The organism is Paraglaciecola arctica BSs20135 (genome assembly GCF_000314995.1).
GTDB lineage: Bacteria > Pseudomonadota > Gammaproteobacteria > Enterobacterales > Alteromonadaceae > Paraglaciecola > Paraglaciecola arctica.
On record NZ_BAEO01000065.1, the window covers coordinates 285,654 to 309,961 of the forward strand.

General features: G+C 39.7%; 26 protein-coding genes. 11 read left to right on the forward strand and 15 right to left on the reverse strand.

Annotated features, from left to right (window positions below; all coding sequences use genetic code 11):
- The first annotated feature begins 82 nt into the window (after positions 1-82).
- Positions 83-463, forward strand: a complete 381-nt coding sequence (locus GARC_RS23755; RefSeq protein ID WP_264370930.1) for a flagellar basal body-associated protein FliL — start codon at positions 83-85, stop codon at positions 461-463.
- Here GARC_RS23755 and glpG read toward each other — a convergent pair.
- The 7 genes from glpG to GARC_RS26555 form a co-directional block, all read right to left on the reverse strand.
- Positions 460-1,332 carry a rhomboid family intramembrane serine protease GlpG gene (gene glpG / locus GARC_RS23760; RefSeq protein WP_007625381.1) on the reverse strand — a complete coding sequence of 291 codons (873 nt, stop codon included), beginning with the start codon at positions 1,330-1,332 and terminating at the stop codon, positions 460-462. The genes GARC_RS23755 and glpG overlap by 4 nt on opposite strands.
- A 5-nt stretch (positions 1,333-1,337) precedes the next feature.
- Positions 1,338-1,664 carry a thiosulfate sulfurtransferase GlpE gene (glpE, locus tag GARC_RS23765; protein WP_007625382.1) on the reverse strand — a complete coding sequence of 109 codons (327 nt, stop codon included), beginning with the start codon at positions 1,662-1,664 and terminating at the stop codon, positions 1,338-1,340.
- A 31-nt stretch (positions 1,665-1,695) separates the two neighbouring features.
- Positions 1,696-2,721 carry an L-threonine 3-dehydrogenase gene (gene tdh / locus GARC_RS23770; RefSeq protein ID WP_007625383.1) on the reverse strand — a complete coding sequence of 342 codons (1,026 nt, stop codon included), beginning with the start codon at positions 2,719-2,721 and terminating at the stop codon, positions 1,696-1,698.
- Entirely contained in the window at positions 2,721-3,914 is a 1,194-nt protein-coding gene (locus tag GARC_RS23775) for a glycine C-acetyltransferase (RefSeq protein ID WP_007625384.1), read from the reverse strand. The genes tdh and GARC_RS23775 overlap by 1 nt, the downstream gene beginning before the upstream one ends.
- 173 nt (positions 3,915-4,087) lie before the next feature.
- The gene (locus GARC_RS23780; RefSeq protein ID WP_007625386.1) at positions 4,088-6,562 is read right to left on the reverse strand and encodes a putative bifunctional diguanylate cyclase/phosphodiesterase; all 2,475 of its coding nucleotides are present in this window, start codon (positions 6,560-6,562) and stop codon (positions 4,088-4,090) included.
- A gap of 3 nt (positions 6,563-6,565) precedes the next feature.
- The gene (locus tag GARC_RS23785) at positions 6,566-7,747 is read right to left on the reverse strand and encodes a hypothetical protein (protein WP_007625387.1); all 1,182 of its coding nucleotides are present in this window, start codon (positions 7,745-7,747) and stop codon (positions 6,566-6,568) included.
- A gap of 6 nt (positions 7,748-7,753) precedes the next feature.
- Positions 7,754-8,209, reverse strand: coding sequence for a substrate-binding domain-containing protein (locus GARC_RS26555; protein WP_226989305.1), 456 nt, complete (start codon positions 8,207-8,209; stop codon positions 7,754-7,756).
- 185 nt (positions 8,210-8,394) lie between these two features.
- Between GARC_RS26555 and waaA the strand changes: the two genes are divergently transcribed.
- Positions 8,395-9,696: a lipid IV(A) 3-deoxy-D-manno-octulosonic acid transferase gene (waaA, locus tag GARC_RS23795; protein ID WP_007625390.1), complete on the forward strand. Its 1,302-nt coding sequence runs from the start codon at positions 8,395-8,397 to the stop codon at positions 9,694-9,696.
- 35 nt (positions 9,697-9,731) lie between these two features.
- Here the strand turns inward: waaA and GARC_RS23800 are convergent, their stop codons facing one another.
- A complete protein-coding gene (locus tag GARC_RS23800) occupies positions 9,732-10,808 on the reverse strand; it encodes a glycosyltransferase family 4 protein (protein WP_039990393.1) in 1,077 nt (358 codons plus the stop codon).
- A gap of 117 nt (positions 10,809-10,925) precedes the next feature.
- On the opposite strand from GARC_RS23800, the gene GARC_RS23805 reads away from it, so the two are divergent.
- From GARC_RS23805 to coaD, 5 genes are all read left to right on the forward strand, one after another.
- Positions 10,926-11,648, forward strand: coding sequence for a 3-deoxy-D-manno-octulosonic acid kinase (locus GARC_RS23805; RefSeq protein WP_007625392.1), 723 nt, complete (start codon positions 10,926-10,928; stop codon positions 11,646-11,648).
- 47 nt (positions 11,649-11,695) lie between these two features.
- Entirely contained in the window at positions 11,696-13,117 is a 1,422-nt protein-coding gene (locus tag GARC_RS23810) for a capsule assembly Wzi family protein (RefSeq protein ID WP_007625393.1), read from the forward strand.
- Between the two features lie 7 nt (positions 13,118-13,124).
- Positions 13,125-13,520 carry an adenylyltransferase/cytidyltransferase family protein gene (locus GARC_RS23815; protein WP_007625394.1) on the forward strand — a complete coding sequence of 132 codons (396 nt, stop codon included), beginning with the start codon at positions 13,125-13,127 and terminating at the stop codon, positions 13,518-13,520.
- Positions 13,517-14,545, forward strand: coding sequence for a CDP-glycerol glycerophosphotransferase family protein (locus tag GARC_RS23820; RefSeq protein ID WP_007625395.1), 1,029 nt, complete (start codon positions 13,517-13,519; stop codon positions 14,543-14,545). Before GARC_RS23815 ends, GARC_RS23820 begins: the two co-directional genes overlap by 4 nt.
- A gap of 80 nt (positions 14,546-14,625) precedes the next feature.
- Positions 14,626-15,111 (forward strand): pantetheine-phosphate adenylyltransferase, encoded by a 486-nt coding sequence (gene coaD, locus GARC_RS23825; protein ID WP_007625396.1) that lies wholly within the window; start codon positions 14,626-14,628, stop codon positions 15,109-15,111.
- Between the two features lie 30 nt (positions 15,112-15,141).
- Here coaD and mutM read toward each other — a convergent pair whose 3' ends face one another.
- The 6 genes from mutM to radC form a co-directional block, all read right to left on the reverse strand.
- On the reverse strand, positions 15,142-15,954 hold the full coding sequence (mutM, locus tag GARC_RS23830) for a bifunctional DNA-formamidopyrimidine glycosylase/DNA-(apurinic or apyrimidinic site) lyase (protein WP_007625397.1): 813 nt from the start codon (positions 15,952-15,954) through the stop codon (positions 15,142-15,144).
- Between the two features lie 3 nt (positions 15,955-15,957).
- Positions 15,958-16,419, reverse strand: coding sequence for a hypothetical protein (locus GARC_RS23835; protein ID WP_007625399.1), 462 nt, complete (start codon positions 16,417-16,419; stop codon positions 15,958-15,960).
- Positions 16,420-16,570: 151 nt separating this feature from the next.
- On the reverse strand, positions 16,571-16,726 hold the full coding sequence (gene rpmG, locus GARC_RS23840; RefSeq protein ID WP_007625402.1) for a 50S ribosomal protein L33: 156 nt from the start codon (positions 16,724-16,726) through the stop codon (positions 16,571-16,573).
- Positions 16,727-16,737: 11 nt separating this feature from the next.
- Complete coding sequence (rpmB, locus tag GARC_RS23845) at positions 16,738-16,974, reverse strand: 50S ribosomal protein L28 (protein ID WP_007625404.1); 237 nt, start codon at positions 16,972-16,974, stop codon at positions 16,738-16,740.
- 262 nt (positions 16,975-17,236) lie between these two features.
- Entirely contained in the window at positions 17,237-18,328 is a 1,092-nt protein-coding gene (locus tag GARC_RS23850; RefSeq protein ID WP_007625406.1) for a glycosyltransferase, read from the reverse strand.
- A 354-nt stretch (positions 18,329-18,682) separates the two neighbouring features.
- Positions 18,683-19,357 carry a RadC family protein gene (gene radC, locus GARC_RS23855; protein WP_007625407.1) on the reverse strand — a complete coding sequence of 225 codons (675 nt, stop codon included), beginning with the start codon at positions 19,355-19,357 and terminating at the stop codon, positions 18,683-18,685.
- A gap of 118 nt (positions 19,358-19,475) precedes the next feature.
- Between radC and coaBC the strand changes: the two genes are divergently transcribed.
- Both coaBC and slmA read left to right on the forward strand, forming a co-directional pair.
- Positions 19,476-20,681: a bifunctional phosphopantothenoylcysteine decarboxylase/phosphopantothenate--cysteine ligase CoaBC gene (gene coaBC / locus GARC_RS23860; protein ID WP_007625408.1), complete on the forward strand. Its 1,206-nt coding sequence runs from the start codon at positions 19,476-19,478 to the stop codon at positions 20,679-20,681.
- 25 nt (positions 20,682-20,706) lie between these two features.
- On the forward strand, positions 20,707-21,297 hold the full coding sequence (gene slmA, locus GARC_RS23865) for a nucleoid occlusion factor SlmA (RefSeq protein ID WP_007625409.1): 591 nt from the start codon (positions 20,707-20,709) through the stop codon (positions 21,295-21,297).
- Positions 21,298-21,373: 76 nt separating this feature from the next.
- On the opposite strand, the gene GARC_RS23870 is transcribed toward slmA, so the two are convergent.
- Positions 21,374-23,014 (reverse strand): M28 family metallopeptidase, encoded by a 1,641-nt coding sequence (locus tag GARC_RS23870; protein WP_007625410.1) that lies wholly within the window; start codon positions 23,012-23,014, stop codon positions 21,374-21,376.
- A 163-nt stretch (positions 23,015-23,177) separates the two neighbouring features.
- Between GARC_RS23870 and GARC_RS23875 the strand changes: the two genes are divergently transcribed.
- Both GARC_RS23875 and GARC_RS23880 read left to right on the forward strand, forming a co-directional pair.
- Positions 23,178-23,753: a TetR/AcrR family transcriptional regulator gene (locus tag GARC_RS23875; RefSeq protein ID WP_007625411.1), complete on the forward strand. Its 576-nt coding sequence runs from the start codon at positions 23,178-23,180 to the stop codon at positions 23,751-23,753.
- A gap of 206 nt (positions 23,754-23,959) precedes the next feature.
- Positions 23,960-24,292 carry a DUF1820 family protein gene (locus GARC_RS23880; RefSeq protein ID WP_007625412.1) on the forward strand — a complete coding sequence of 111 codons (333 nt, stop codon included), beginning with the start codon at positions 23,960-23,962 and terminating at the stop codon, positions 24,290-24,292.
- Positions 24,293-24,308: the final 16 nt, after the last annotated feature.

Sequence of the window (24,308 nt, forward strand, 5' to 3'; positions counted from 1 at the left end):
TTACTAACAAAAGAAACTACCAATGAAAAAAATCTTATGGCTATTTTCTAGCTTATGGCTACTTGCTAGTTTACTGGCTCTTATGAGTTATCACAGTGTGGTAAACGGGCAGGAAGTAGCCAAGATCCAAAAAAACTACGCTTATTTCAGCCTTGAGCCAGAAATCGTGACAAATTACTTAGGTACTAGCGCTAGAAAATTAGGATTTGTTAGAGTCTCAATAGAATTAATGTTGGAAGATGCTGACTTTCTTGAAGCCGCAGAACATCATTCACCTCTGATAAGAGCAGCAGTAATTGAAGTATTCGGTAGCCAACCAGCAGAAAAAGTAAAATCGCTTACCGGCCGCGAGGATATTAGGCGGAGCTGTTTAGAAAAGATAAAAGAACTTATGCTCAGGGAAACGGGCTCTGAAATGGTTAAGGATGTTATTTTTACTAAGTACCTTTATTTCCAGAGCTAAAATTCTGACTTATTAATCCTTGGCGCTTTGGCTCTAGTCGCCAAAAACCAAGCAAACAGACAACCACAGGTTAGCCCTACTGTATGGGCTGTATTTGCCATATGCACAGGTAAAATATCCAAATAACCTACAACTAACCAAACTAACAAAAACACAACTATGGGTTTAGGCAGTGATAGCCCCCAACTGGGTTTTAACCAGCCCAACCACCAAACACAACCGACTAATGCATACACGACACCTGAAAGACCACCAAAGTTGGGGCCACTGACCATCAACTGAGCAACATTAGACACCACAGCAGAAAACACAAATAGCAATAACAAACTACTTAGGCCGAAGGTTATTTCAATTTGTTTACCTAATGTCCACCACCACAGCAGGTTAAATGCGATATGTAAAACTGAAAAATGGATCAGTGCGGGCCCCAATAATCGCCACCATTGCCCCGTATCTACAAGCATCGCGATAGGTTGGATCTTCAGCCATAAATAGGGTGCTGAAACACCTACCATTGCCAGTAGATAAATAAGCAGACAAATTGCTAATATACTTGACGTAAATGGAGCCTGCTTTAAGTCATAAAGAGTTTTAGCTGCAGAAAGAGATGCATCAGGGATTAAGCTAACCGTTTCTCCAGAGTGCCACGCTGCCGTTTGATATTTTACGTTATTCGGGTTGAGTACAAATTCTTCGGCCAGTTTTTTGGCTTTTATTTGATCCGATGACTCCAACAACATCACCCCATGGGAATACTCATTATCTGAATATTGATACTCTACCTGAATACCTTGCTCTATAAGGTAAATAGTGAGTAATCTTGCCGGTTGTTCTTTAGAAAAAGCGACTAACTTAAGCGGAGTAGACAATTAAATTATATTTCCTGTGATGTTACTGAGATCTGTTCTTTGCGCCACGCCTCAAAGCCACCGTCTAAGCTATATACTTCTTCAAAACCTTGGTGAATTAAAAACTGTGCTGCTTGTTGGCTACTAATACCATGATAACAACAGACGATCACAGGTGTATCAAATTCCACCTCAGACATAAAACTATGTAACGAACCATTGGTTAACTGGGTGGAATCTTTAATATGCCCAGCGGCAAAAGCAGCATCGTCGCGGATATCGACAACGCGCACTGTACCTTCAGATAGTTTTTGTTGTGCCTGTTGCACAGATATATGGGCAAATTGCTCCATTTAGCTGACTCCCCTCATAAATATATAGCTACTACTGCCAATTTAGGATCACCTTACCAGATTGGCCGGACCCCATAACATCGAAACCTTGTTGAAAATCATCAATCGCAAATTGATGGGTAACCATAGGCTTTAAATCTAACCCACTTTGGATCAGGCTGGCCATTTTATACCATGTTTCAAACATTTCGCGACCATAAACGCCTTTTATCATCAGACCTTTAAAAATCACTTGATTCCAATCTATTGCAACATCATTGGGTGGTATGCCTAACATTGCAATTTTACCGCCATTATTCATTTTGTCGAGCATATCACGCAATGCAGTGGGCACTCCCGACATCTCAAGTCCAACATCAAACCCTTCTGTCATGCCTAGGTCTTGCATCACTTCTTTTAATCCGGTTTTAGTGACATTAATGGCGCGATCCGCGCCCATTTTTAGTGCTAAGTTTAGGCGATATTCGTTTACATCAGTGATCACGACATATCTTGCACCAACATGACGCGCGACAGCGGCAGCCATGATACCAATTGGTCCTGCACCTGTTATCAAAACATCTTCGCCGACTAAATCAAAAGATAAAGCTGTGTGTACTGCGTTTCCAAAAGGGTCAAAAATAGCAGCTAGATCACTGGAAATATTGTGGGGGATTTTAAAGGCATTAAATGCGGGTATGACCAAATATTCGGCAAAGGCACCTTGCCTGTTGACTCCCACACCTGTGGTATTTCTGCATAAGTGGCGACGACCTGCACGGCAATTACGGCAGTGACCACAAGTAATATGTCCTTCACCAGAAACCCTATCACCTAACGCAAACCCAAGCACTTCTTGACCTATTTCTACTACTTCGCCGACGTATTCATGGCCAACAACCATAGGCACAGGTATGGTCTTTTGTGCCCACTCATCCCATTGGTAGATATGCATATCAGTACCACAAATTGCAGTTTTATGAATTTTAATCATTAAATCATTGTGACCAACTGTGGGTTTTTCACACTCGGTCATCCAAATGCCTTTTTTTGCATGTAACTTGGCTAATGCCTTCATCAGATAACTCCCAACTCTTTGCCGACTTCAATAAAAGCATCCACTGCTAGATCAATTTGTTCGATACTATGTGCAGCAGACATCTGAGTACGGATGCGCGCTTGCCCTTTGGGCACTACAGGAAATGAAAATCCTACAACATAAACCCCTTTTTGCAGCATCTTATCGGCCATATCGCTGGCTAACTGCGCATCACCTAACATTACGGGTATTATCGCATGGTCTTTACCAGAAAGCGTAAAACCGGCGTCTGACATTCGTTGACGAAAATGTGCAGCGTTGCTTGTTAATTGTTTACGCAGTGCATCTCCATGCTGCATCATTTCAAACACTTTAATAGATGCCGCAACTATGGGCGGTGCCACAGAATTTGAAAACAAATACGGACGAGAACGTTGACGTAGCCAACTAACCACTTCTTTCTTACCCGATGTATATCCACCAGAAGCACCACCTAATGCTTTACCCAGAGTGCCCGTTAAAATATCGACTCGCCCCATCACATTACAATATTCATGACTACCGCGACCGTTTTCACCAACAAACCCAGTAGCATGACAATCGTCTACCATGACCAACGCCTGATACTTGTCTGCCAAATCACAAATTGCTGCTAAATCAGCAATCACACCATCCATGGAGAATACGCCATCGGTGGCAATAAGCTTGGTGCGCGCGCCATCGGCATCGGCTTGAATAAGCTGCGCTTCTAGGGCTTGCATATCATTATTTGCGTAACGATAACGTTTAGCTTTTGATAATCTCACCCCGTCTATAATACTTGCGTGGTTCAGCGAATCGGAAATGATGGCATCTTCAGCATCCAATATTGTTTCAAATAACCCACCGTTGGCATCAAAACAAGAAGGATACAAAATGGTCTCTTGTGTGCCTAAAAAGTCACTTATGGTTGCTTCTAACTGTTTGTGGATATCTTGGGTACCACAAATAAAGCGCACCGACGCCATACCAAAACCGTGGCTGTCTAAACCTGCTTTTGCGGCGTTTATCAGCTCTGGGTGATTGGCTAACCCTAAATAGTTATTGGCACAAAAGTTGAGTACCTGTTGCTCATGATTAACTTCAATATCAGCTTGTTGGCTTGAGGTAATAATGCGTTCATTTTTGAAAAGTCCTTGCGCCTTAGTGTCTTCAATTTGCTGAGCCAAGCGAGTATAAAAGTCATGTTTCATGAGAAATCCTAAGTATCGGAAGAGAGGTAAGACAGATCATATATATTCAATATGATAAATGATAATTTTTAATGCAGATGGTTATACTCTGAAGGCACACTTTTGTACACTTTTGTACTCAAACCACCTTAAAATGCGCATGCTATTTTGAGATGGTAAGGGTATAAGCACTTCTAATATGAAGGTAAATTGGGATTGGCACCTAATTTGTCTAACTGATCCCACACACCGAATTGTAACTTTTCAGGCAAAAGAGCGTATAGGTCATTCTCCGGTATCGGGCGTGAGATGAAATACCCTTGGCCTATTTCACAATGTAAACCTTGCAACAACTTCATCTGAGCTGCAGTTTCAACACCTTCTGCAACCACTTGCATTCCTAACTTTTGCACCATAGCAATGGTCGATGAAACAATTTGCATGTCAGCATTATTGTCACTCATTCCAGAAACAAAACTGCGGTCTATCTTGATAATATCTACAGGCATTTGTTTTAAGTAAGCTAGAGACGAATACCCTGTTCCAAAATCATCAATAGAAAATATAAATCCCATAGCCTTTAATTGTTGCATAGTATCTAAAGTTTGGTCGATATCAGCCACTACGGTTCTTTCTGTTAGCTCTAATTCAATTTGTGAAGGGTCACGTTTAAATACTTTAATCTGCTCACTTAGGAATGGCAAAAGGTCGGGATCCAAAAACTGACTAGCAGATAAATTGACCGCTATCTTAAGGCCGGTAAATCCTAACTCATCTAATTTCTGTAATATTTCGAATGCTTTTTTGAGACCCCAATAGCCAATTTCTAACATGGTTTTTGTATTTTCAATCAGCGGAATAAATTCATCAGGGGGAATAAAACCTCGATCAGGATGACACCAACGAATTAGCGCTTCAAATCCAAATAGTTCTCCCGAAGCAATTTCTACCTGAGGTTGCAGAGCAAAACTAAACTCATCTCTTTCGAGGGCGTCACGTACTTCGTTCTCTAACTCCACTTTACGCAATACAGCTTTTTGCATCACGTGACTGAAGGTACTGTATTTATTGCCCCCAGAATCCTTAGAAACATACATCGCCATATCCGACTGCCTCACTAAGTCATCCATCAGTACTGAAGAATCTTCAGTACTGGCAATACCGATACTACTAGAGGTGTAAAAAAGTAACTCATTGACTGCAATCGGCTCTCTAAAACTTTCAATTAGTTTAGTTGCTAATATTGTGGCTCCTTTACCTATTCTTTTTTCTAAAAACACCACCACAAATTCATCCGCGCCAAAACGAAACAACATATCCGAATCACGTAAACACCCACGTATTCTTTGAGCGGCATTTATCAAAAATGCATCACCGATATCATGACCGTGAGTATCGTTGACCTTGCGGAACTTGTCGAAATCAACAAACATAACAGTTAATTTGTTTGCTTCTCTTTTCATAGTAGCCAGCAATTTTTTCAATTGATGATTTAGCATATTGCGATTAGGTAGTCCGGTCAGACGGTCATACATTGCAATATTTTCTAACTCACGAGTATTCTGTTCTATTTTTTGATCTAGAGACTCCAATTCTTCACCGAGTAAGCTTGCAGAGTCTTGTAGTAGTTCAATTTCATCGACAAAAAAGCGATTTTTAGCGAACTTATGGGCACGAAACTCTTGGTACTTTTTTTGTGCTAAAAGAGGCAATTGTTCAGCTACCAGCAACAGACGACGACGAAATTGCCAGGTCATTAAAAATAGCGCCAAAACACAAAGCACCACCACAACAATAGAGATCATCAATACTTGAGCCTGATATTCTTTATGCGCCAAAGACGCCTCGCTGATATCGTGCAAAAACATTAAGTAAGTTGAACCGTCTAGATGCGGATCGATTGGCAATAAATTTAACAAATATATGTTATCTCCACTTGCTAACCGATGCCCTGAATCAAGCATTTGTGAAAGTAGCAGGTTTTTGGGTAGCGCTGATAGAATACCTTCCATAAATTGCTTATTTGCAAAACTAATGGGGGGCTTTACCACTAAGTTCTGCAATTTTATGGTTTTAGAATTTGCTTCATCAGAGCCTAAAATGGCTAACTTGGCAAAAGTTGAACGATTAAGTGCCGCCAATGCTTCCAACAGTGAACTGCTGATGGATAGTATGACCATCTCTCCAGAGTTAGATAAAATTGGCATACTGATTTGTTGCTGACATTTTTCAGCACAGCGAATATGCGAGATCGATGATTGGGTGTTAATGACCTCTGAAACATCTTCAAAAACATAATTTGGTGTCGAGCTAGTTGTGCCAAAACGTAAATTATTATCTTTATCAAATAACCATAAATTATTTATTTGCCAGTTAAGTTGTAGATAGTCAAACTCATGCTTGAAGAAAAACGCTGTGGCTTCAATATTGTCAGAATAGTTAGCTTGAAAATGTACGAAGGACTCAAACCAAGATTCGACCCTAGTTCGCAATAAATCTCGGATCAATTCAAATTGCTTTTGATCTTGAGCCCGCAACGTTTGTTGCTGAACATAATAATCCTGATTATTTTTGTTCACCCAAAGATAGGTTAGCGAGCCACTAGCAACCAATAAAAAAGCCATTAAAAGGCTCATGATTTTAGTGGATAAACTGACAAATTTACGCATCGGTTAAAACCAGTACATAAGCTGTACTGCCCACATATCCCAATATTTATCTGCATTTAGAACAGTGTTCGGCGTGAAAATTGGCGCTAATCTGCCAGTACCTTTTATTTTGTGATATTCGGCTTGTATCTGAATGTTTTTAGCAAACTTCCAAGTGACCCCAACTGTTGCTTGATCCATCAGACCAAAATAACCTGGCACCAAACCTTGACTCAAGGTTTGAATATTTCTTCCATCTCTGTCTTGCCTATCTCGATCATAGATATCTAGCCTAGTAAGCAAGGTTAATTGGTTAGATAAAAAGTACCTAGCTTGCAGATACCCTCCTTCTGCGGTGACATCGCTGGTAAACCCAGGAAACAGCATGTTTTCGACGATCACTCTCTCACGCATGACTTCCGAGGCAATTTCCCAGCTTTTTCCTTGATATAAAAGATTGAACATTATTCTTTGAGATGTCTCATCACCGGTAAAAAAGGTGTCGTTTTCACCTTGATGATAGCTAAAATCTGCATCCAAAAGAGAAAAACCTAATTGAAAATTGCTTAATTTAGGACGCCAATAGACACTAAACTGCGTATCTTCATCATGCCTCAATTTTCCAGTAGTATTTGAACCTAATAAATTATTTTTCTGTTCTTCACTGATCCTTGAATTTCCATAACTGAAATTAATGTCCCACTCACCCAAATTGTTGTGTGTTTGAGCCATTAATACTAACCCATCAACACCTATAGCCACATCACGAAAAACATCAAAATATAAAGATTGCGGCAGGACAATAGAAGGACGTGTATGGGGCACATCTCGAGTCGATGAATATAACCAATGATAATTTTTGTTTCGTCCAATCTGGGTTTTAATCTGCCAGTTAGCACTATTAAGCAATTGCCACTCTAAAAACAAATAATCAATTCTAAAACCGTCTGGATAGCGATTTCCCCCATCTAAATATACCGCCTGTCCTGCCACCCGGAGTGAAGGATTAATACGGTAAGCACTATTCACTCCAACTTCCGTCAGCTTAAGTGACACGTCACCGCTGTCATTTACAAAATTCGAATCTTTTGCCTGTACAATGCCCTGTGCAACAAAACCATTTATTTTGAGTGATTCAGCATTAAGGCAAAATGACTGAAATATTAACCCTAGCCCCAAACAGGTAATCCGTGTTGTAAGTTTCATATTGACTTATTCCTCCAACACTTTGATAACTTTGACATTATTGTCATTAACCTGCTGCATTACATACCCAATCGCACCTGGCTTTTGACTAACACGCTCAAGCATTTCTTGCTCACTTTTCACCTTAATAGGTTCTTCTCCTAATCCTGAATACACCAATTTGTTCCAAATGCGATCTAATTGATAGGGAAACATGCCGAGCACTTTAGTACTAAAAGCTTGGTGTGTTTGATGCTGATTTGAAAGAACATAAACTGTGATTTTTGTGTCATTAGACCAAGTAGTTTGACGCATAGAAAAAATTCTTCGAATTTGTGCGACGCTTAGATCTTTAGATTCAACTGAAGGATTTACAACAATTTGTACTTCAGGCACCTGACTATCAACCGAAAAAGCGATAGATAAGAGACAGCTCAGACTAATAATTAAAATCCGAAAAAAATGTTGACGGGCATGATCCAAAAACAAACTCCATTCAGGGTGAATTTTTATACTAAATGAGTTTTGAAAAAAAGCCATAACTTAATAAAAATTAATTACGATTCAAAATGTTAGATTAACCAATTTAGTCTAAACGTACTTTCACAATTAGTAAAATCTGCTACAGTAACTTTTGTTTTATTTACTGTCATCTACACGTATTAACCATGATCACATCTTTTAAATCCAGTACCAAGCAAAAAATTGTGTTACTCGGTTATTCATTATTATGGCTACTGATTATTCCTTTCGCTCTGTGTCACTTTATTTTTCAAATAATCAGGCGCAAACCCGGATACACAAAAGCACGTCTTTCTCGTTATGGCCTTACAGTAAGTCAAGATAACCCAAAGGATACATTACACATCCATTGCGCCTCGGTGGGTGAAGTTGTGGCAATACAAAATTTGGTTGAACAGCTTTTAGCTAATACTCTTAAGCAACAAATCATCATCACCACTAATACCACCACAGGTGCTGACAGGGTGAGACTATTATTTACAGATCGTGTTGAACACGCTTATTTACCTTATGATTTCCCTCTTTTTATAAAGCTTTTTCTGAATAGAAAACGCCCCACTAAAGTACTCATTAATGAAATGGAATTATGGCCAAATTTATGTCATCAATGTTGGCGTTCGAATATCCCTATTTTTATCATAAATGGCCGAATGAGTGAGAAGTCGACCAAAACCTATCTAAAATTTCCCTCTTTATTTCAACCTATGTTCGAAAAAATCACTGCAGTGTGCGCTCAGGGCCAAAGAGATTACGAGAACTATCTGACCCTTGGAGTGAGCCCTGACAAGCTAACCTTGACCAATAATATTAAATTTGACTTAACCATTTCTGCTCACGACATGGCACAGAGCCAAACCATTCAATCAAACTTTGATTTAGAGCAACGTTTACTGATAGTGGCCGGCAGCACCCATGAACCAGAGGAACAAATCTTATTGGATGCCTATTTAGCCTTACAGAAAGATTATCCGGCGTTATTATTAGTTATTGTTCCTCGTCACCCACAACGCTTTGAAAAGGTTCATCAACTGCTACAAAAACAAAATATCACAACCGTTTTGATGAGTGAACAAAAGCCATGTACACCCAATACTCAAGTACTACTATGTGATCAAATGGGAAAATTGCGTTCCATTTACGCATTGGCAGATATCAGTTTTGTAGGCGGCAGTATTGCCGATAGAGGTGGCCACAATGCATTAGAGCCTGCCGCTGTAGGAGTGCCGATATTGATGGGTGAGTCAACTTATAACAATCCGGCTATTTGCCAGGCATTGGCAGATAGCGGCGCGTTGCTAACCGTGACAGACGCTCAGCAAATTGAATCGGCTTGTAAAAATTGGTTAAACAATCCCCAACAAAAAAAGCAAGCAGGTGATGCCGGCAAACAAGTCTTAATACTCAACAAAGGTGCCATTCAAAAAACCCTGAATGTCATCACGTCTTAATACCGGCTCATATAACTCACTCCCTAAAGAGTGCTTTATTGTAAGCTACGGAAAAATTCAATTAAGCGTGTTGCTTCGTCTTCCACTCGATAGTTTGTCTCGACGTGCTTTCGCCCTTCTATGCCCATTTGGGTTAATTTTTCTGGGTTAGATAACATCAAGTCCATCTTTTCAGTCACGGCTTGTTGATTATTCACTGGCACAATATAGCCGTCTATTGCCGGACGAACGATGTCCTCCCAAGCGCCGGCTTCGGTTGCCAAAACTGCTGCACCACTGCTCATGGCTTCCAAAACAGTTAAACCAAACCCCTCGTTATCACTCAAAGCTGCAACCAAAGATAAGGCACTGAATATTTTAGGTATTTGTTCAAATGGCAACTCACCTGTAAAGGTAATCCGATCACTCATATTGGCTTTTTCAGCTTTACTTTTTAACTGTTCGACAAACTCTTTATTGCTAGATGAAATTGCGCCAACAACCACACAATGATAGTCAGGGTACTTATCAAATAGTTGAATACATGCCTCAACCATTAAGTGCACCCCTTTTTGTTTTCTGACGCGGCCCAGAATACCGACACCATATTTGCCTCCAAAACCTAAATCAGCCCATGCTTGTAGTTTATCCTTGGCAGGTAAATAATCATCAACTTGCACACCATGAGGGCTAACAAGGTTTGGCGGGTCACACAAAAACCCAGCCGACCTTTTACTTACCGCAATCACAGCATCCATTTTTCGAGTTAACCACACAGTTGATGCAGAACGTTTGCGCTGCGCGGCAGAACTAAACACAAGTTTAATTTTTGCTTTGAACAGATATTTGAGTAATACCCCTTGGATCATTTCATCGACTCGACGAGCATGAAAAACACGCCACTTACCATTTTTGAGTGGCGCCCGGCACATTTTTGCAGTTTGCCAAAAACTGATAGCCAAAGACTGGTCAGGTAAAAAATGGGTGCCCATTACCCTTAAATTGATTTGTGTTTTTTGATAAGATAACACTTGCAGCATGGTAGAAGTCACGCCTGAAAAGTTGGAACTAGAGTTTCCAATTATCAATTCTATTTCTTCATTGGAATGGGTTTGAACTGATTTGTAGGTCATATAAATAAAGCACTCAATTTTTTAGTCAAAATAACCAAAGCATGCCACAGCGAAATTACTGGATCGGCTAGGAATGCTTTACACTATATCAAAACGTTTTAAGCAATAAAGTGCAATATGGCAGACATTTCGCAAAATATTATTGGTAACAATACCATCTTATTCGACCAAAACTTTTTTTCTAAAGCCTCAACAAGTTGGTTTGAAAAAGACTATTGGCAAAACCAAGGCGCTATAACAGGTTCAGCCGAAGGCCGTGGTACAACCTATTTTTTTCAACATCAGAAAGTTGATATGGTGCTACGTCATTACAAAAGAGGGGGGCTAATAGGTAAAATTGTTGATGACCACTTTCTGTTTAACAATATTGCCAGCACCCGACCTTGGGTTGAGTTTAATTTATTAACAAAACTAACGGAATGGGATCTGCCTGTACCTCAACCAGTAGCAGCTAGGATAATAAAAACAGGTATTATATACACCGCAGATATCATTATTAAACGCATTCCGGATAGTAACGACTGTTTTGAACGACTCTGCCGTGCCCCCTTAGAAAAAAATGTTTGGATAGATGTGGGACGCTGTATTCGCAGATTTCATGACAAACAGGTATTTCACCACGATTTGAATATCCACAATATTATGCTCAATGACAGTAATATTTGGCTGATTGACTTCGATAAATGTTTTATCCGTAAAGGAAATAAATGGAAAAGCCTTAACCTAGAACGACTACTGCGTTCGTTGCGAAAAGAAAAAAATAAAGCTAAAGATTTTTTTTGGCAGGATAGCGATTGGCAATACTTTATTAGGGGTTACAATACGCCTTCTTTTTCATAGACCAATAGTGATTGGTTAAAATAAAATCTAACAGTTATAAGAGTTTCATGTTTCAAAAATTTTTGATCTTATTTGTATGTGTATTCACTGCCACTTCGAGTTTTGCTAAGGGGATCTCACCTTATTTACCACTCAACTTGTCACCTGAAATAGAGCTTATGATAGAGAAGGCCTTTGCATTAACACAAGGTGTACCACTGAGTAAGCCTTATAAAGCTGCAGATTTACAACGCAGTATCAAACAAATTTCCGACACTCATCCACAACTCTATCAACAATTAAAACACTACTTAAGCAGGTTCGAACAGGTTCGAGGTATTACTCACAAAAGTGCGACGCTTTCAGTTACCAACAATGCAGATAAGGCAATACCAAACAGTCGAAATATAGAAGTATCCTCAAATTTAGAAGTAAGCCTTGGTGGATTTTCATTTTTTTCACCATACGTCTACATTGCAACAGGTTCAGTGTGGTCTGAGCAGGCAGACTTAACACATTTTAATACCCATATTGGATTTGGATACGAGTACGCACAAGTTGAGCTGGGGTATCGCGAACACTGGTTTTCACCCTTTGTTGATGGGGCAATGATCCTAAGTACCCATGCTAAACCTTCGCCTTCAATTACCATTAGTAATAGTACTGCCATTAGTCATTGGAAAATTCGCTATGAGGTTTTTTATTCCGAACTAGAAGAAGTGTCAGGTATTGTTTTGGGTAACCAGAGTTTTCCAGGTAAACCTAAATTAGCAGGTATACACCTTAGTCTAGTACCATTAGACAATTGGACGTTAGGAGTTAGTCGAGTTGCTCAGTTTGGTGGAGGACAGAGGAAAGTCGGTTTTTCAGATGTCATTCAAGCTATTTTTAACCCAGCTGGCATAGACAATGTAGGTGATTACGAAGGAGACGATCCTAACTTTGAATTTGGTAACCAACTTGCGTCTGTTACCAGCAAAGTGAATTTTAATTGGGGTATGCCAATTTCAGTTTATGCAGAGATCGGCGCTGAAGATACCGAAGGAGAAAAAAACTACAAACTGGGTAATGAATCCTTCTCCTTCGGGTTATTTTTACCTATGTTTACAGATAAAATGTCGTTACGCTACGAATTCAATCGTTGGTCGACTGCTTGGTATGTTCACCATTTATATGAACAAGGGTATACCAACGAAGGGCAGGTTATAGGACACTGGGCAGGGGGAGAACGCGACTTGTCAATGGATACCCCCGCTCAGGTACATGCAGTTAACCTAGCTTGGCAATTATCCTCCAAACAAATATTAGACACTACTATTCGGCATATTAAGAATGAAAATGAAGAAGACTTCTCTTATAAAGCGGGCATAGAGATAAACATGCGTTATAGCCATGCTACACAGTACGGTTTTTTGGGTTTTGAATTATATCTAGGCCGTGACGTTTTCAATCACGATTTCGGTCGTTTATCTGGATTTTATCGATGGTAAGAACAAAATGAGCAGAATCATCACTTTTGGCACCTTTGACGTATTACATATTGGCCACATTAGGCTATTAAAACGGGCAAAATCCTTTGGTTCACACCTCATAGTAGGTGTGTCGTCAGATGAACTAAATGTCAGTAAAAAAGGTCGGGCGCCTGTTTACCCGTTGAATAGTCGTTTAGAGATCCTTTCTTCTCTAAGATTTGTTGATGACGTATTCGTAGAAGACTCATTAGAATTAAAAGCTGAATACATTAAGTCTACGAATGCAGATATTTTAGTTATGGGTGATGATTGGCAAGGGCGGTTTGACCATCTAAACGAATACTGCAAAGTAGTTTATTTGCCTAGAACACCTTCTATTTCAACAACTGAAGTCATTGAAATAATTAAGGAAAGCATGTGAAGCACTACCTGTTTTATATCGCCCACAATTACGATTTTGAAATTTTACGTCCTCTACAACAAGAGATACTCCGACGTGGTGATGATGTAGCTTGGTTTGTCGAGGGAAAGGAATTTAATCCCGACTATTTTCATCAACATGAACGTGTACTAGACAACATAAATCAAGTAGTAGATTACAATCCTCGAGCAGTATTTACGCCTAGTAACCTAGTACCACTTTTTATTCCTGGCATTAAAGTACAAGTGTTTCATGGCTTTGAATGGAAGAAAAAAGGACATTTAAAAATACGAGGATGTTTTGATCTCTACTGTACTCAAGGACCCTTTTTCACTCAAAAATTCAATCAGCTCAAAACGCGCCACCCACATTTCAGTGTAATAGAAACTGGTTGGCCAAAAGTTGACAGTCTATTCAACGCCCAGGCCTACACATGGCCCAGTCAACGCTCTGTTAAGACAATATTGTACGCTCCTACTTTTTCTCCAGCTTTAACCTCTGCTGAGGCGTTATATGAAGAAATAAGTAGATTATCAAAGGACCAGAAGTGGCAGTGGATAATAAAATTCCATCCCAAAATGGATAGCCTTTGGGTAAAAAAATATCAAAACCTTTGTTCTGAAAATCTACATATTGCTGAAACAGATTCCTTAGCGCCCATATTACAATCTGCTGATCTTATTGTGTCCGATACATCTTCGATAATCACCGAGTTTGGCCTGTTAAATAAGCCAATCATCACTCTTAACAACAGAGCCCCTGAAGAACATTTGCTAAATATAACGCAAGCCAGTTACCTTGAAGAAACGATTATCCAAGCATTAAAAGCTGAGGGAAATCTATTGAAATTAATAAAACTAAATATGCAACAAATGCACCCTTATTCTGATGGAGCCTCCTCAGCCAGAGTATTAGATGCAGCAGAAAAAATAATCCAATCACCACCTACAGAATTGAAAGCCAAACCCTATAATTTGATACGAAAACTTAAAATGCGAAAAAAACTAAACTATTGGAAGTTGTGATACCTACCATAATACAAATAAATTAGTAAAATCGATCCTAATCAGGTTAGCCTAAAAGAAATGAAACAATAAAGTCAATTATGCATAGAAAAGCGATATACCCGGGTACCTTCGATCCTGTTACTAACGGCCATGCAGACCTAATTGAACGCGCAGCCAAAATGTTTAACAATGTGATTGTTGGAGTAGCGTCTAATCCAAGTAAAAAACCTTTGTTTAGCTTAGATGAACGTGTCGAACTCATTAAACAGGTGACGGCACATTTAGAAAATGTTGAGGTGATAGGTTTTACGGGATTATTGGCTGATTTTGCTGATAGCCAGGGAGCCAGTGTATTAATTCGTGGTCTTCGAGCTGTATCCGACTTTGAATATGAATTTCAACTCGCGAATATGAATAGAAGACTTAATCCCGACCTCGAAAGTGTATTTATGACCCCATCGGAAGAAAATTCTTTTATTTCATCCACCTTAGTTAAAGAAGTGGCATTACATAGAGGTCGGGTAAACGAATTTTGTCATCCTGCCGTGATTGATGCATTGCAACAAAAGCTACATAGCAAATAGCCCCACTAACACCTCCGAGGGCCTCTGTACTTAACGCTGACAAGTTTCACAGTAAAAAGTATTACGTTGCCCAATGGTCACAGACTTAATGGGCGAGAGGCATGCATCGCAATTTTCACCGGCACGACCATAAACCAGAAGTTGCTGCGCAAAATAGCCTGGTTGTCCGTCAGCTTGCATAAAGTCTTTAAGAGTCGTGCCCCCTTGCTCAATGGCGCTGGCTAACACTTTTTTGATGATATCAGCGAGCTGCAAGTACCGCTTCTTAGTCACTTTAGAGGCGGACTTACGAGGGTCGATACCAGCAATAAATAATGATTCATTAGCATAAATATTACCCACCCCAACCACTACTTTATTGTCCATAATAAACTTTTTCACTGCCACCGATTTACCACGGGACAACTCAAACAACCTATCACCATCAAAATCATCTGTTAATGGCTCAGGACCAAGGGATGCGAATACACTTAGCATAGGCTCATTACATCCTTGCCATAAACAAGAACCGAATCTTCGCGCATCATTAAAACGTAGACACACGCCATTTTGCATCACGATATCCAAATGATCGTGTTTTTTCACTTCTGTATCACTATCCACCACACAAAGTTTGCCTGACATGCCCAAGTGCAAAACAATACTTCCTTTACTGGTATCCAATAATAAATACTTAGCACGGCGACGGATCGAAGTGATTACTAAACCTTCGGCTTGGTGAATGGTTTCTGGAATAAGCCAACGTAACTGACGTTTGCGTACAATAATCTCTTTAATGACTTGGTTTTCGAGATGCGGGGTAATACCCAACCGACTTACTTCCACTTCTGGTAATTCAGGCATGTTTTACTCTGATAAGGTTAACAGTTGATAATTGGGGCTGATTAGCAGGTATGTTTTTTGGTTTATTTTGACTAAAGTTTTGTCTGCCAGTTGCATAAACTGATACTCAATGGGCAGCGCTTGCCCAGCAAACCATAGTTTTACTGTTGAGGTAGGCAACTGCCAATTGGGGCTTTGTTCAAACAAATTGATTTCAGCATTCATCCATTGTTCGACTAAGCTAGCAAGCCTTTGGTTACTGTACACCCCAGATGTTGCTCGCCAGCCTTGACCAATTCGTTCAACTTTTTGTTGTTCAAAGGTTATGGTGGTGATGGTCATATTGGCAGGCACTAGAGTGAATAAAGATGAAGCTTCGTCGCTGCTGCCATTTAAAAAATCACTGCTGAAATTGAATAACATGATCAGCATTAACATACTGACAATGATGACATTGTTCCAAGCGCGTTGAGATAACTTGATCATTTAAAAGTAAAAACCAAATAATTGAGTAAGGAGGATTATGACATAAGGTGTCATACCAATCCCAACAAAGAAGTGTTCATTCAAAAGGACGAGATTAAAACGCAAAAAACCCGGCAAAGGCCGGGTTCTTCAGGAGACAAAACCAGTAAATTTACTTGATTTTGGCTTCTTTGAACAAAACGTGCTGACGAATTTTAGGATCAAACTTTTTGATCTCCATTTTGCCAGGCATATTACGTTTGTTTTTATCTGTAGTGTAGTAAAAGCCTGTACCAGCACTAGACACTAATTTAATTTTTTCGCGCATAATCTGATTCCTTAAACTTTAACACCGTTGGCTCGCATATCAGACAATACTGTATCGATACCTTTTTTATCAATAATACGCATACCTTTAACAGATAAACGCAACTTAACGAAACGGTTTTCACTTTCAACCCAAAAACGGTGGGATTGAAGGTTTGGCAAAAAACGACGACGAGTCGAATTTTTAGCGTGAGAACGGTTGTTACCTACCGCTGGACGCTTGCCTGTAACTTGACATACTTTGGCCATGGCCTTTGTCTCCAAACAATCTAAAAAATTTAGCTCTGACTCACATTTAATCGTAATCAATCTATGTGTCAGCTAACGCTATTAACAAGAGGGCGCATTTTATACAGTAAAGAACCTATTAATTCAAGAATAATGTGTAAATAGCGATCATTTTTATAAAAAAACTATATCAGCAGCTTTTCCCTAAGCTGCCATTAGGCCTTTGGCATATTCAAAACTTTGTAATAACCGATTGAAAAAAACATTTTAAGCTATCAGCAAATTATTGTGTTTTACATAATGACCGAAATAGCGCTTTATATTCACCCGCCATTCGTTCAAGGGAAAACTGGCTTCGAGCCTTATTTTGGCCATTAGTCGCCATTTTTGCGGTAAAATCTTTGTCAGCCAATAACCTTTCAATAGCATTAGCCAAAGCTTGTGGAGATTGCGGTTCTACTAAATATCCGTCTTCAGCGTGCACAAACATTTCTTTCACGCCCACCACTTCACTGGCCACAATAGCGCATCCAGAGGCCATAGCTTCAATCAGAACCAGTGGCATCCCTTCATAATGGGTGCTTAGTGCAAATATTTGATATTGAGCCAGAAGTTCAGGCAAATTTGTACAATGGCCTAAAAATGTAATTTGTTGCTCAAGATCTAACTTCTTGACTAGCTTTTGAGCCGCAACCAAGTGTGAAGTTTTACCTAAGCCAGCGAAGCTCAATTTAACTTCAATACCTTTAATTTTTAACAGGGAAATTGCCTTTATCAAGCTAGTTTGATCTTTCTGCCTTGCGAATCTAGCTGCCATGATAATTTCAGCTTTTCTCTGATTAAAAGGCACCTGAATTGATGGATCGAAACGAGTTAAATTTATGCCATTAGGAATACTGATGACTTTCTCTGCGGGAAAGCCTAAGCGCAATAAGTTTTGCTTAACACCTTCAGAGCAACCAATAATTTTGGCTGTATATTGTGACAACCATTTAGCTTGCTTAAGCCTTAGCCAAGTATACCTTTCTCTTGAGTTGTGCTCTACGTGAATAAGGTGAGGAACCTTTGCTAATAGACCCGCATAGCGGCCCCAAATATGTTCACTGAAACCATGTACAACTAAAATATCAGGCTTATATTCTTTACATATTCTGTAGAGTTGTTGAATGGTTAAAATGTGCAACTTACCCGTGACCAATCGTGTATCAATACCTAAGTTACGGAAGCTTTTTAGCTTTTCTTCAGTAGTGGACTTTTTCTTACGTAATACCAAAATAGATTCAATATCCGAAGTTTGATTGGTATTTTCAATAATTTCTTTTGCAACATTTGTTGAACCCGAAAAGCCACCCGTTACAAAATGTACTACGCGCATTAAAGACTTCCTTACCTTATCAATATTTCATTGGGACATAGATGGTAACAGTAACATTCATCGGCACATAAATTAACTTCAGAGGATTAAATCTACTTATTTTAGAGAAGGTGTATTTGATAGATTAAAAAATAACGGTTTCAGCTGATTATGTCAGACAAAAATTCCAATGAGCTATGCAGTGTATTTTTACCCGCTTAGTTCAGCAATGTCCGGGAAGTGGTTATTAGTGAGTCGCAGCAACGTTATCAATTAGTGTTTGTTATTCTGAAAATACCGCCAATCTAAGTCAATACCAAGGCCGATTATTCTGGGCGATATCATGTATAAGCATTAGAGATGAGTGAATCTTTTTTACATCAAACCTCTTTGCGCAAATGAGACGGCAATTCCATCGCCAATCACAAAATGATCGAGCACTTTAATATCCATTAGATTAAAGGCATCTATGACACGCTTGGTGATACTTTTATCTGCTTGGCTTGGCTCAGCAACACCCGAAGGGTGATTATGAGCTAGGATCACTGCAGCGGCGTTATCTAGCAATGCTTGTTGCACTAAAACACGAGGATAAACTGAGGCACTGTCAATTGTGCCGTAAAACATAGGCCGATATTTTATAAGCCTATGCTGACTATCGAGTAACAACATCGCAAACACCTCATGTGGTTGATCTCTTAGTTTGGCAATTAAATACGACTGAGTTTGTTCTACTGAGTTAAAGGCGTCCGTTTTATCTAAGGCTTCAGCCATAAAGCGTTGACTCATTTCCAAGCTTGCTTGAAGTTGTGCAAACTTAGCCTGACCTAAACCTTTTGTTTGACAAAAATCATGTTCTGAAGCACCTAGCAAGCCCCGCAAACCACCAAATTTTGTAAGGGAATTTCTAGCAAGGTCAATTGCGCTACAACCTTTAATACCTGTGCGTAGGAAGATAGCCAAAAGCTCGGAATCGGAAAGTGCCTCTGCCCCTTGCGCCAGAAGTTTTTCTCTGGGGCGCTCTTGTTTGGGCCAATCTGTAATTTTCATGCGTCCTTGCCTTAATCTTGATGGTGATAGTGATTAACTTCAAAATAAGCCTAGCAAATGCTGGCTATTCCAGCCAATATTGTGACTATTGAGCCCAGCAACATGTTAAAAAGAGCCAATGCAACTCGAAAAAACCAATATTATTCTAGGCATTACTGGCGGCATTGCAGCCTACAAAACCCCAGATTTAGTACGTAAACTCATTGCCAAAGGCGCAAAAGTGCGTGTGGTCATGACTGAATCAGCTAAGGAGTTTGTTAGTCCTTTGGCGTTGCAAGCTGTATCAGGCAATCCAGTTTCCGATGATTTATTAGATAAAGATGCCGAAGCCGCTATGGGGCATATTGAACTAGCACGCTGGGCGGATAAGTTATTAGTAGCGCCAGCCACGGCTAATTTTATGGCTAAGCTCACACATGGTTTGGCAGATGATTTATTATCTACCTTATGCCTTGCTACACCGGCTCCGATTGTTATCGCCCCAGCGATGAATCAACAAATGTGGCTTGCCGATGCAACCCAGGCCAATTTAAAAATATTAGAGCAACGTAGAATACAATTATTGGGACCTGCACAAGGTGAGCAAGCCTGCGGAGACGTGGGTCCAGGGCGTATGCTTGAACCACAAGAGATTGCAGACTTATTGGCGCAACAGATTTTCGAACAAGTGTTGGCCGGCAAACGTATTACCATAACCGCTGGTCCTACTCGTGAAGAAATTGATCCGGTGCGATATTTGTCTAATCATAGCTCAGGGAAAATGGGTTATGCTTTGGCCATTGCAGCCCAAGAACTAGGGGCAACGGTGACCTTAATTAGTGGCCCTGTAAATTTACTGCCACCAGCTAAGATTAAAACAATATCAGTTTCCAGTGCACAACAGATGCATGATGCTGTGATGCAAACTACCCATGACTGCGATATTTTTATTGGTTGTGCCGCTGTTGCCGATTATAGAGTGCAACAAAAAACCAATCAAAAAATTAAGAAGTCAGATAGTGAGTTAACACTTACTTTTATTAAAAACCCTGATATTCTTAGTGATGTAGCACATTTAGCGAATGCGCCATTTACTTTAGGTTTTGCCGCAGAAACACAAAATTTGCGTGAATATGCCTTAGGTAAATTACAGCGTAAAAAGCTCAATATGATCGCTGCAAATGATGTATCTGATAGTACAATTGGTTTTAACAGTGAGCAAAATGCACTTAGCGTATTTTGGTCAAAGGGTGAAAAAAAGCTAGATGTTGCCGATAAGCAATTACTTGCTAGGCAGTTAATGCGCCTAGTAGCCCAAAGATACACAGAAGACACTAACGACTGACGCCACTTTCGCCTAGGAACCCAGAATGCCAGCTATAAAACGCCCCAATCGCCGTGCTCAAATCCTTCAAGCACTGGCTAGCATGTTACAAACCAACCCAGGACAACGGATCACCACAGCCAAACTAGCAGCACATGTGGGTGTATCTGAGGCGGCTTTATACCGCCACTTCCCAAGCAAAGCACGCATGTTTGAGGGATTGATTGAGTTTATTGAAGAAACCTTATTCTCTCGTATCAATAAAATAATCAATGAAGAAAAAGACACGGCTACTCGCTGCCAGCTTATATTGCATCTTATTTTAGGTTTTGCCGAAAAAAATCCAGGGATCACCCGTATTTTAAATGGCGATGCTTTAATGGGCGAGCAAGACAGGTTGAGGGAACGTATAGCACAATTGTATGAACGTTTGGAAACCCAATTGAAGCAAGTTTTACGCGAACGTAAATTGCGTGAAGGTAAAACACTACCCGCTGAAGAAGGTATCATTGCTAATATATTAATTTGTTTTGCAGATGGGCGAATTAATCAGTTTATTCGCAGCGAATTTACCAAAAGACCCACAGAAAATTTTGCCGAACAATGGCAATTAATCAATAGACAATTTTTTACCTAAGATTAAGCCCAGACAATTCAATATATAAAAAAAGCGGACTCAATTGAGTCCGCTTTTTTGATCTGGTTTTAATTCTTTATTTTGAGAAGGTATCACCAAAAAAATCACCTTCATTCCAGCTAGAACGTTGTGCTTGGTTAGCCAACGTCATGCCTATGTGGTAATTCACCTCAGCAAATTTAGTCGCAGCTTTCCAATTGAAGGCTTGGCTAAATTCGTCGCCTGGCTTGTGATAGTTAGTTTTAAGAAAATGACTAAATTGTTTACTTCCATCAACCTCAGGATCGGCCGATTTAAAACCTGGCACTAAAAATACTGAAGGAATACCTTGTTTGACAAAACTGTAATGGTCAGAGCGGGTAAAGAGCGCTTGCTCTGGCATCGGATCTGGGCTTAACTCTAAGCCAATTTTCTCAGCTGCTTTTGCCACAGAACTTTTCATATCACTATGATCAGCACCAAATGCAATAACATCAGCAAACTCATAGAGCAGTATTGGCATATCAAGATTGACGGTAGCAACCATTGACCCTACGGGTACAGTAGGGTTTTGCGCATAATAGTCTGAACCCAACAATCCTTTTTCTTCTCCCGTCACAGCTACAAATAAAATGGAACGCTTAGGGCGCTCTTCAAGTTGACTAAACAAACGAGCAGTTTCCAACAACACAGAAGTTCCCGTGGCATTATCCATTGCGCCATTATTAATTTTGTCTTTCTTTACTGTTTTAGCGAAACCAATGTGGTCAGAGTGAGCTGAATACACCACATATTCATTTTTAAGTTTAGGATCTGAGCCTTCTAGGATAGCAACCACGTTAGGGCTAGAGATAGACTTGTGGGTGCTTGTAGATTCCAGCTTGATCTCCAAAGGCAAATCAAACCCCTTAGGCGACTCATCTTTTTCCAACATGGCATAAATTTGTTCTAAATTTTGTGGTGCATCTGCAAATACAATCTCTGCCGCTTCTTTGCTGAAATATGCTGAACCTTTAATTTGTGGAAACACACCAGATGGTTTTCCATCTTTGTCCAACCAACGAACAGAAGGTGTATGCAAATAGTTTAATAAGTTTTGATAAGGTCTTACTTTTTCACCCGTTGGGGTACTAATAGTAATAAAACCTACAGCTCCGTTTTCAGATGCATGACGTAACTTTTCGCGGCTTGAACCAAAGTGCGCTCCCTCTTCACTAGGAAAAGACTTAGGTTTGCCCGATAAGACAACCACTACCTTGCCCTTTACTTCCATATCTTGATAATCATTGTGCTGCAACTCGGGGGCGACGATACCGTAACCAACAAACACTAACTTACCCGCCATCTGAGTCATTTCTTCTACAGGGTTAGGGGAAGTGAGAAATTGTTTAGGATAACTTAGCAACATATCCCCTTGTGAACCAGTTAACGACAATTTGATTGACGATTGGTCAATATTAGCCTGAACAAAATTCACCCTCTGCATATAAGTGCCATCGTCACCGGCTGGTGTTAAAGCGTATTTTTCAAATTCGGCAGCAATATATAACGACGCAATTTCGTGTCCTCGAGCCCCTGTATCTCTACCTTCTAATAAATCATCCGATAAAAACCTAAGATGCGATTTAATCCGTGATGCATCAGCAGAAACTTCTGATGTTTGTTGAACTTGCTCAGATTGACACGCAACTAATAGTACAGCCGTCAAAATGGCTCCAAAACCAAGATGTAACTTCATTATTTTCTCCCTTTAATTGTTTTAATTGTTTTAATTGTTTTAATTGTTTTAATTGTTTTAATTGTCAGATTAAGCGAGATGTCTGGCGACTACAACCTTGACAGATAATTTAACTCGGCTACCCTGTAAAGAACATATATTCTGCCAACATTAGTTAATTACAATGCCGCGTAAAGCCCAATACAACGTTGATGACGTGTTAAGCCAAGCTATTGATGTATTTTTGGAACATGGCTATCACGGGGCCATTATGGATGAAATTATTGCTAGAACCGACTTCAACAGAAGGGGGTTTTATATCGAATTTGGCAGTAAGCAAACATTTCTTTACATGGTTTTAAAACACTATCAAACCACACACCTAAACAAATTAATGAAACATTTGGAATCTAATCACGGGCTTGATTCTATTAATGCGTTTTTTACTGACTACGTTGAACATATCAAAGGCAAAGGGTGTTTGTTAATCAATTGCATCACTGAATTAGGTTTTTACAACCAAAAAGTACAAGAAATTGGGCGTCACTATCTTGACCGGTTACAGATAGACTTTATTGGTTGTTTAGAAAAAGCCCAAGGGTTAGGACAAGTGCACAATCATATAAATATAGAATCAACGGCACTGCAGCTAACCAGTTACGTTCAGGGGTTTGCGGTGAATGCTATTTTGGCTGGTGATACGGATGAATTACAATTAGCCACTCAAGCTTTATTGGGTCCGTTAGCGGTTAAACAATAACGCCTTTTTTTTGAGGTTCATTTATTTCCTTTTTAACGATTAGGAAATACCTTATGAAACTTCTGGTTGATAAAAAACATCCCAAAACAACTTTGTTATCCTTGCTATTAGCTAGACCATCTCCATTGATAGGTAAAGTGTAACATCCTATTTGTAACCCTGTTTATTGTGACCGGGGAAATAGCTTAATATATTGAGTAGTTATTATGTCCAGTGAAAAACATTTGTTTCGGATCCAATTTATCGCTAACGGCGAACGTTATGAACTTTATGTGCGAGAAGTGTGCCAGGGAAGTATGTTTGGATTTATTGAAATAGGTGACTTTGTTTGGGATACCCACACCAGTTTGGTACTGGATCCTAGTCACGAAAAACTTAAAGATGAGTTTGCTGACGTCACTCGTACGTACCTACCAATGCACAGCGTATTACGTATCGATGAGGTGAAGAAACAAGGTACTTCAAAAATTACCGCATTATCGGATAAGGTAACTGCTTTTCCAACGCCAATTTATACACCTAAAAATACACTTAAATAGCGTTATTCACACTAGG

What these genes read in the sequence shown, in the direction of transcription:
- slmA (WP_007625409.1), top strand. Translation starts at nt 20,707, where the DNA reads ATGCCAGCTATAAAACGCCCCAATCGCCGTGCTCAAATCCTTCAAGCA.
- waaA (WP_007625390.1), top strand. Translation starts at nt 8,395, where the DNA reads ATGATCACATCTTTTAAATCCAGTACCAAGCAAAAAATTGTGTTACTC.
- radC (WP_007625407.1), bottom strand. Translation starts at nt 19,357, where the DNA reads ATGAAAATTACAGATTGGCCCAAACAAGAGCGCCCCAGAGAAAAACTT.
- GARC_RS23775 (WP_007625384.1), bottom strand. Translation starts at nt 3,914, where the DNA reads ATGAAACATGACTTTTATACTCGCTTGGCTCAGCAAATTGAAGACACT.
- rpmB (WP_007625404.1), bottom strand. Translation starts at nt 16,974, where the DNA reads ATGGCCAAAGTATGTCAAGTTACAGGCAAGCGTCCAGCGGTAGGTAAC.
- GARC_RS23805 (WP_007625392.1), top strand. Translation starts at nt 10,926, where the DNA reads ATGGCAGACATTTCGCAAAATATTATTGGTAACAATACCATCTTATTC.
- tdh (WP_007625383.1), bottom strand. Translation starts at nt 2,721, where the DNA reads ATGAAGGCATTAGCCAAGTTACATGCAAAAAAAGGCATTTGGATGACC.
- GARC_RS23815 (WP_007625394.1), top strand. Translation starts at nt 13,125, where the DNA reads ATGAGCAGAATCATCACTTTTGGCACCTTTGACGTATTACATATTGGC.
- GARC_RS23755 (WP_264370930.1), top strand. Translation starts at nt 83, where the DNA reads ATGAGTTATCACAGTGTGGTAAACGGGCAGGAAGTAGCCAAGATCCAA.
- GARC_RS23810 (WP_007625393.1), top strand. Translation starts at nt 11,696, where the DNA reads ATGTTTCAAAAATTTTTGATCTTATTTGTATGTGTATTCACTGCCACT.
- GARC_RS23835 (WP_007625399.1), bottom strand. Translation starts at nt 16,419, where the DNA reads ATGATCAAGTTATCTCAACGCGCTTGGAACAATGTCATCATTGTCAGT.
- glpE (WP_007625382.1), bottom strand. Translation starts at nt 1,664, where the DNA reads ATGGAGCAATTTGCCCATATATCTGTGCAACAGGCACAACAAAAACTA.
- coaD (WP_007625396.1), top strand. Translation starts at nt 14,626, where the DNA reads ATGCATAGAAAAGCGATATACCCGGGTACCTTCGATCCTGTTACTAAC.
- rpmG (WP_007625402.1), bottom strand. Translation starts at nt 16,726, where the DNA reads ATGCGCGAAAAAATTAAATTAGTGTCTAGTGCTGGTACAGGCTTTTAC.
- GARC_RS23875 (WP_007625411.1), top strand. Translation starts at nt 23,178, where the DNA reads ATGCCGCGTAAAGCCCAATACAACGTTGATGACGTGTTAAGCCAAGCT.
- GARC_RS23785 (WP_007625387.1), bottom strand. Translation starts at nt 7,747, where the DNA reads ATGAAACTTACAACACGGATTACCTGTTTGGGGCTAGGGTTAATATTT.
- coaBC (WP_007625408.1), top strand. Translation starts at nt 19,476, where the DNA reads ATGCAACTCGAAAAAACCAATATTATTCTAGGCATTACTGGCGGCATT.
- GARC_RS23780 (WP_007625386.1), bottom strand. Translation starts at nt 6,562, where the DNA reads ATGCGTAAATTTGTCAGTTTATCCACTAAAATCATGAGCCTTTTAATG.
- GARC_RS23870 (WP_007625410.1), bottom strand. Translation starts at nt 23,014, where the DNA reads ATGAAGTTACATCTTGGTTTTGGAGCCATTTTGACGGCTGTACTATTA.
- mutM (WP_007625397.1), bottom strand. Translation starts at nt 15,954, where the DNA reads ATGCCTGAATTACCAGAAGTGGAAGTAAGTCGGTTGGGTATTACCCCG.
- GARC_RS23850 (WP_007625406.1), bottom strand. Translation starts at nt 18,328, where the DNA reads ATGCGCGTAGTACATTTTGTAACGGGTGGCTTTTCGGGTTCAACAAAT.
- GARC_RS23880 (WP_007625412.1), top strand. Translation starts at nt 23,960, where the DNA reads ATGTCCAGTGAAAAACATTTGTTTCGGATCCAATTTATCGCTAACGGC.
- GARC_RS23800 (WP_039990393.1), bottom strand. Translation starts at nt 10,808, where the DNA reads ATGACCTACAAATCAGTTCAAACCCATTCCAATGAAGAAATAGAATTG.